This window comes from Pseudarthrobacter sp. fls2-241-R2A-127, assembly GCF_030209355.1.
In the GTDB taxonomy this organism is placed as follows: Bacteria; Actinomycetota; Actinomycetes; order Actinomycetales; family Micrococcaceae; genus Arthrobacter.
This window is the reverse complement of sequence record NZ_JARVSF010000024.1, coordinates 1-1,445: the sequence shown is the minus strand read 5'-3', so window position 1 is coordinate 1,445 and position 1,445 is coordinate 1. Positions and strand designations below refer to the sequence as shown.

General features: G+C 64.7%; 1 protein-coding gene. It reads right to left on the bottom strand.

From position 1 onward, the window contains the following. Positions 1 to 43: 43 nt before the first annotated feature. Entirely contained in the window at positions 44 to 1,333 is a 1,290-nt protein-coding gene (locus tag QRN53_RS16100) for an ISL3 family transposase (protein ID WP_285244848.1), read from the bottom strand. Positions 1,334 to 1,445 lie beyond the last annotated feature (112 nt).

The following is a 1,445-nucleotide window of genomic DNA, read 5'->3' as shown; positions in this document are numbered from 1 at the left end:
GGCTCTTCACGGTTTGTGGGGAAATGGATCTCGGGGATGAGCGTCATGCCGCCGTCCGGGCGGCACTTCTCAAGAGGATAACCGATTTGTAGTTGGCTGCATTGCGGTAGCCGCGGGCGGTGCGCTTGATGTTCTTGATTGCTGTGTTGTTGGCCTCGACCTTACCGGTCGTGGCGCCGGTGATGATCAGTACCTCGATCTCTTTCCACCATCTGCAGACCGTGCGGTAGAGCCTGTTCGTCTCCGGTCTGGCTGCTGCCTTGACCAGTTCCTCAAGCTCCGTTTTCGCTATTGCGGCGTCTTCCAGGGATCCGGTGCGGAGCAGGGCCCGGAGTTGTTCCTTGACTTTCCAGACGGCTTGGAGGGTGCCGGTTGGATCGTCCAGGGCGAACACCTCCTTGAGTCGGAGAGCTGCCCGGCAGCTGAGTGTGTCGCCGCCGCGCAGGAGCAGCATGCGGTGGGCCCAGGCCTTGTCGATCGCCCTGCCGCGGCGGCCCTTGACCTGTTGGGAGAGGTTCTGTCTGGTCTCCGTCATCGCCTGGTTGGCCAGCGAGATCAGGTGGAAATGATCAACAGCGACCGCCGTGCGGGGAAGCCACATCCGTAGTGCCTTCCGGAATGCCGCCGAGGGGTCGATCGCCACGACCTGAACGGCCAGCCGCCACTCCAGGGGCCGGGCGAACAACCAGTCCCCGACACCCTTGTGGTCGCGGCCGTCGACCACGCCAAGGACCTGCCCGCTGTCCAGGTCCACGATGGTTGTCATCCACGGTTCGAACCGGGTCCACGCCTTCGTGGCCGGGTCCTGGAAGTAACGCACCGACCGGAACCGGTGTTCATCAATGCCCAGCATCCGCGGGCTGAGCTTGTCCACGTCGGGCAACTGCAAGAGGCAGGCCTCGGTCACCGCCGCCCGAACCATCCACCAGGACACGGCGAAGCCCGCAGCGGTCTCCGACAGGGCCCGGCCGGAGCGGATGACCGCGTCCACGAGCTGGTCCCGCAGCCGACTCGTCGAGCGGGCGCGGCGCGGGACCTGGGGCGTGGATTCGAAGAACGAGAGCCGGTCACATGCCGGTTCTTCGCAGTACCAGCGGTACTTGGACCAGAGCACGTCCACCGGCCCGGCCACGGGAATATCGCGGAGTCGCTGGAGGCGGCGCTCTTTCCGCCGGGATGCGATGACACCGCAGCTCGGGCACCCCGGAGGGTGGTCGGTTTCGATAATGACCTGCCGGCGGCCGGCAGTGATGGTGGTGGAAATGACGCGGTAGTCGGGCAGGTTGAAGAGGATGGTGGCAGCGTCGGCTGCGACCCCGGTAGGCTCGATCAAAGGCTCGTGGTCCTGTTCCAGGTTGAATGCTAGACACACTCATCCCAGCAGGGCCACGGGCCCCCTTGTCTTCAACGACACGAACTCAATTCCCCACAAACCGCGAAGAGCC